General features: G+C 67.3%; 6 protein-coding genes. All 6 read right to left on the reverse strand.

The features are described from left to right. A partial coding sequence (locus D7X99_RS41355) for a GTP-binding protein (RefSeq protein WP_233601620.1) occupies nucleotides 1-125 on the reverse strand: 125 nt, incomplete at its 3' end. A gap of 139 nt (nucleotides 126-264) precedes the next feature. Further along, nucleotides 265-2,346 carry an elongation factor G gene (fusA, locus tag D7X99_RS41360; protein ID WP_121782516.1) on the reverse strand — a complete coding sequence of 694 codons (2,082 nt, stop codon included), beginning with the start codon at nucleotides 2,344-2,346 and terminating at the stop codon, nucleotides 265-267. Nucleotides 2,347-2,455: 109 nt separating this feature from the next. After that, the gene (gene rpsG, locus D7X99_RS41365) at nucleotides 2,456-2,926 is read right to left on the reverse strand and encodes a 30S ribosomal protein S7 (RefSeq protein WP_120541788.1); all 471 of its coding nucleotides are present in this window, start codon (nucleotides 2,924-2,926) and stop codon (nucleotides 2,456-2,458) included. Between the two features lie 169 nt (nucleotides 2,927-3,095). Beyond that, nucleotides 3,096-3,467, reverse strand: a complete 372-nt coding sequence (gene rpsL, locus D7X99_RS41370; RefSeq protein ID WP_014395857.1) for a 30S ribosomal protein S12 — start codon at nucleotides 3,465-3,467, stop codon at nucleotides 3,096-3,098. A gap of 221 nt (nucleotides 3,468-3,688) precedes the next feature. Further along, complete coding sequence (gene rimI, locus D7X99_RS41375; RefSeq protein ID WP_121782517.1) at nucleotides 3,689-4,183, reverse strand: ribosomal protein S18-alanine N-acetyltransferase; 495 nt, start codon at nucleotides 4,181-4,183, stop codon at nucleotides 3,689-3,691. Further along, nucleotides 4,180-4,914, reverse strand: coding sequence for a hypothetical protein (locus tag D7X99_RS41380; protein ID WP_121782518.1), 735 nt, complete (start codon nucleotides 4,912-4,914; stop codon nucleotides 4,180-4,182). Before D7X99_RS41380 ends, rimI begins: the two co-directional genes overlap by 4 nt. Nucleotides 4,915-5,391 lie beyond the last annotated feature (477 nt).

Below are 5,391 nucleotides of genomic sequence, written 5' to 3' on the forward strand. Positions count from 1 at the left end.
GCGCCACCGGACTTCGCCAGCACCTTCGTGATGGCCGCCGTCAGCGACGTCTTGCCGTGGTCCACGTGCCCAATCGTTCCGATGTTCACGTGGGGCAGGCTGCGATCGAACTTTTCCTTGGACATGAACCACTCCTCACGACGCCACCGGTGCGACCCCGGCGGTATAGGACTTCGGGAGAACTTCCGAGGGGTGCTGCGTGTGCTTCAAAGCCGCTGGAACGTCAACAGAATTCGCCCGGCGGCTCCCCTGGCGGGCGGGACGTCAGTAGCTCGGGTTGAGCGCTGACTTCGGCGCCGGTGCGTAGTGCTTGAACTGCATGGTGTAGGTCGCCCTTCCCTGGCTCTTGCTGCGCAGGTCGGTCGAGTACCCGAACATGGCGGCCAGGGGCACCTCCGCCTGGATGGCCTGCACGCCGCCAGGCCGGGGCGTCATGCCCAGGATCTTCCCGCGCCGGCCGTTCAGGTCGCCGATGACGTCGCCCATGGCCGCCTCCGGGGTGACAACCTCCGTGGCCATGATGGGCTCCAGCAGGACGGGGTTCGCCGCGCGGACCGCGTCCTTGAAGGCCATGGAGCCGGCGATCTTGAAGGCCATTTCCGACGAGTCCACGTCGTGCATGGAGCCGTCGTAGGCCTCCACCTTCACGTCCACCATGGGGTAGCCGGCGACGGGGCCGTTCTGCATGGCCTCCTTCGCGCCGTCGCGCGCGGCGTCCACGAACTCCTTGGACACGGCGCCACCGGTGATGCTGCTGACGAACTCGAAGCCCTTGCCGGGCTCGTTCGGGGACACGCGCAGGTTGATGTGGCCGTATTGCCCCTTGCCACCCGCCTGGCGGATGTACTTGCCCTCCGCGGCCTTCGTCGCCGTCACCGTCTCGCGGTAGGCCACCTGCGGCTTGCCGATGTTCGCGTCCACCTTGAACTCGCGCAGGAGCCGGTCGACGATGATTTCGAGGTGCAGCTCGCCCATTCCAGCGATGAGCGTCTGGCCCGTCTCCTCGTTGGAGCGCACGCGGAAGGACGGGTCCTCCATGGCCAGCCGCTGCAGTGCCTGGATGATCTTGTCCTGGTCCGCGGTGGACTTCGGCTCGATGGCGATGTCGATGACAGGTTCCGGGAACTCCATCCGCTCCAGGATGACGGGCTGCTTGTCGTCACAGAGCGTGTCGCCCGTGGTCGCCAGCTTCAGGCCCACCACCGCGCAGATGTCGCCGGCGTAGCACTCCGTCAGCTCGTCCTTCTTGTCCGCGCGCATCTGCACGAGCCGGCTGACACGCTCGCGCTTGCCCTTCACGGAGTTCCACACCGCAGTGCCCGCCTCCAGCTTCCCTGAGTAGACGCGCAGGAACGTCAGCGTCTGCGAGGAGAAGGACGGATCATTCATGATCTTGAAAGCCAGCGCGCTGAAGGGCGCGTCGTCGCGCGTCTCGCGGATGACGTCCTCGCCCTTGGGCGTCTTGGCCTGCACCGGCGGGATGTCCAGCGGGCTGGGCAGGTAGTCCACCACCGCGTCCAGCAGCGGCTGCACGCCCTTGTGGCGGAACGCCGAGCCGCAGAACACGGGGAACAGCTTCAGCCCCACGCAGCCCTTGCGGATGGCGCCGCGCACCTCGTCCTCGGTGAGTTCGTCGCCGTTGAGGAACTTCTCCGTGAGCACGTCGTCCTGCTCCGCAGCGGCCTCCAGCAGCTCCCCGCGCGCGGCGGCGGCGGCCTCCTGGTACTCCGGCGGGATGTCCTGGAGCTCGAAGCGGCTGCCCTGCTCCGCGTCCTGGAACACCAGCGCCTTCATGCGCACCAGGTCGATGACGCCCTTGAGCTTGTCCTCGCTGCCCAGGGGCAGCTGCATGCGCACGGGACGCGCGCCCAGCTTCTCCTTGATGGTGCCGACGGACATCTCGAAGTCCGCGCCCACGCGGTCCATCTTGTTGATGAAGCAGATGCGCGGGACCTTGTAGCGATCCGCCTGGCGCCACACCGTCTCCGACTGCGGCTCGACACCATTCACCGCGTCGAACACGGCGATGGCGCCGTCGAGCACTCGCAGCGAGCGCTCCACCTCGATGGTGAAGTCCACGTGGCCCGGCGTGTCGATGATGTTCACGCGGTAGCGCTGGCCCGTCCGCTCCCAGAAGGCGCTGATGGCCGCGGAGGTGATGGTGATGCCGCGCTCGCGCTCCTGGACCATCCAGTCCGTGGTGGTGGTGCCTTCGTGCACCTCGCCCATCTTGTGGATGGCGCCTGTGTAGAACAGGATCCGCTCGGTGGTGGTCGTCTTGCCGGCATCGATGTGCGCCATGATGCCGATGTTGCGGTAGCGCTCGAGGGGGAACTCACGGGCCATGACTCGGTTCCTTCCGGACTTCTCTTAGGCTTCTGCCAGGGCAGATAAACGAAACCGCCCGGACGCTGGCAGCGCATCCGGGCGGCAACCGCGAAGCCCCTTTCGGGACCTACCAGCGGTAGTGAGCGAAGGCCTTGTTGGCTTCCGCCATCTTGTGCGTGTCTTCACGCTTCTTCACCGCGTTACCGCGGTTGTTGGCGGCGTCCAGGATCTCGCCGGCCAGCTTCTCCTGCATGGTCTTCTCACCACGCGCCTTGGCGTAGGAGATGATCCAGCGCATGCCCAGCGCGACGCGGCGGTCCTGACGGACCTCCACGGGGACCTGGTAGGTGGCGCCACCGACGCGGCGGCTCTTCACCTCGAGGACAGGCTTGACGTTGTCCAGGGCCTTCTTGAACGTCTTGAGGGGGTCTTCCTTCGCGCGCTCCTCCATGAGGGCGAAGGCGCCGTAGCACACGCCCTCCGCGATGGACTTCTTCCCCTTGCGCATCAGGTCGTTGACGAACTTGGTGACGAGCCGGTCCTGGAACTTCGGATCCGGGAGAATCTTCCGCTTGGCGACTACGCGACGACGAGGCATCTCTTCCCTTACGCCCCACTCTCCTCACTCGGAGGAAAGCCTTGTTCAGGGGCTTCAAGAACACTGCTTGGAACTTCCAGGGACACTCCCCAGGGTGTGGGGCCAGCGTCCAACACTGCTTCAGATACCGCGAAGGTGTTCCGCGCCAACGACGCGCGGGAGAACCGGACTAGCTCGGGCGCTTGGCGCCGTACTTGGAGCGGCTCTGCTTGCGACCGGCAACGCCCACGGAGTCCAGCGTGCCGCGGATGATGTGGTAGCGAACGCCCGGGAGGTCCTTCACGCGGCCACCGCGGATCATGACCACCGAGTGCTCCTGGAGGTTGTGACCCACGCCGGGGATGTAGGAAGTCACCTCGATGCCGTTGGTGAGACGCACGCGGGCCACCTTGCGGAGGGCCGAGTTCGGCTTCTTCGGGGTCGTGGTGTAGACGCGCGTGCAAACACCGCGCTTCTGGGGGCACTCCTTCAGGGCAGGGCTCTTGCCCTTGATGTTGAGCTTCTCGCGGCCCTTGCGGACGAGCTGGCTGATGGTCGGCACTGAAACCTCTTCTTCGTGGGAACCCCGCGTCCGGCTACACGAAAGCGGAGCATATCTACCTACAGGCTACACAAAAGGCCCGCGAGTATAGGGAGGGCCCCCGGGGTGTCAAGCATGGCCTGCCCCTGGGCCAGAACCGGCCAGAGGACCCGGGTGCATTCCCTCACACCCGAAAAACCTGGGACTGCGACGACGGCCGGACGCTCTACTCCCTTACGCCCCTAGAAGTCGAGGACCATCACGATCGCGTCCTCGCCCTCGTCCGCGTAGTAGTTCGGGCGGATGCCGACCGGCCGGAAGCCCAGCGAGCGGTAGAGGTTGAGGGCGGACTCGTTGCCCCGGCGCACCTCCAGGGTGGCCAGCGAGCAGCGCCGCGCCACGCCCCGGCGAAGCACCTCCTCCATCACGACGCGCGCGACGCCCCGGCGGCGGTGCACGGGAGCGGTGGCGACGTTGAGGACGTGGACCTCGTCGTGGACGATCCAGAAGATGGCCAGGCCCAGCAGGACGACTCCGCCTTCGGGCACCGGCTCCTCCACGAGGAGGATGGTGGACCAGTCGTGCTGGAGCTCGCGCCCGAGCAGCTCCGTGGACCAGGGGTTCTTGAAGGACGCCTTCTCCAGCGCCATCACCGCCGGCATGTCATCCACGGTCATCTGCCGGATCAGGAAGCCCTTTGCCTTGTCGGGCGTCCCGTCGTCCCGCAGCCGTCTCATCGCCGTGCCTCCCGCGCGAAGGGCGCCACCCGCCGTACCTGCGCCGACTTGCGTACTTCAGCCAGGGCCTGGGCCGCCAGCTCTCCGTAGCGCGCCCGCACCAACTCCTCGCGGATGGCCGTGCGCGCCGCCTGGTCGAACTCACCGGGGTACAGGTCCCGGTGGGCGTCATAGTGGTGACGGACCTCCGCCTCGCTCACCTGTGCCTTCAACCGGACGCGGCTGTCGAGGATTCGTTCCGCCCGCAAGCCCCGCGCCAGCACGGCCACCAGGGCGTCCCGGTTTACGCCATGCCGGTCCAGGAGGCGCTGGAGCGCCGCCTCCCCACCCAGCCGTGCCCGGACGGCCTCCAGCCGACCCTCCACCTCGGCCGGTTCGGCCGGGAAGGCCTGCAGGCGGTCCGCGCTCAGGACCTGGAGGCGCTGGTTGATGGACAGCTCCAGGGCTCCCCGGAGCGTCTGCTCGTCCAGAGGCAGGGCGGCGGCCTGCACGGCCCCTCGCTGGATCAGCGCCACCCGGGCCTCCATCTCCAGCTCGCTCTGGGTGAGGACCTGGCCCTCGATGACCGCCACGACGCGGTCCACCACCCTGCCCTCCTCCACGGCGGGAGCGGGCGACGGGGGGGCGGCGTGGGCGGTCACCCCAGACCCCAGGGTCGTCCCCAGGGCCGCGGGGAGCAGCCCGCACGCCAGCCACAGGGGGACCTTCCGGCGGGCGCGCGGTGCAGGCATGGCCTTCCTCATCTTGCGGCGACTGTAACCATCGCGGTGCTGTCCGGACATCCCGTGCTGGCGCTCACCGCACCGCTGGTTACGTTCTCCTTTGTCGGGTACTGCACCACCCTCAAAACCTATGGCTGACGACTACTACCAGATTCTGGGCGTGCCACGGACGGCCTCGGCGGACGACCTCAAGAAGGCCTTCCGGAAGCTGGCGCGCCAGCACCACCCCGACGTCAACCCTGGCGACAAGGGGGCGGAGGAGAAGTTCAAGCGCATCAACACCGCCTTCGAGGTGCTCGGAGACTCGAAGAAGCGCGCGCTCTACGACGAGTTCGGCGAGGACGCGGAGAAGATTGGCTTCGACGAGAAGAAGGCTGCGGCCTACCGCCAGTACCGCGCCGCCCAGGCGGCCGGGGGCAGCGGGGGCGGCGGCATCCCCTTCAGCACCGCTGTCTCTTATACACATCTGACGCTGCCGACGAATAG

Source organism: Corallococcus sp. AB032C (assembly GCF_003668935.1).
In the GTDB taxonomy this organism is placed as follows: Bacteria; Myxococcota; Myxococcia; order Myxococcales; family Myxococcaceae; genus Corallococcus; species Corallococcus exiguus.

Bases quoted from the DNA above. Each gene is read 5' to 3' on its own strand.
- rimI (WP_121782517.1), bottom strand. From the start codon at position 4,183: ATGAGACGGCTGCGGGACGACGGGACGCCCGACAAGGCAAAGGGCTTC.
- fusA (WP_121782516.1), bottom strand. From the start codon at position 2,346: ATGGCCCGTGAGTTCCCCCTCGAGCGCTACCGCAACATCGGCATCATG.
- D7X99_RS41380 (WP_121782518.1), bottom strand. From the start codon at position 4,914: ATGCCTGCACCGCGCGCCCGCCGGAAGGTCCCCCTGTGGCTGGCGTGC.
- rpsG (WP_120541788.1), bottom strand. From the start codon at position 2,926: ATGCCTCGTCGTCGCGTAGTCGCCAAGCGGAAGATTCTCCCGGATCCG.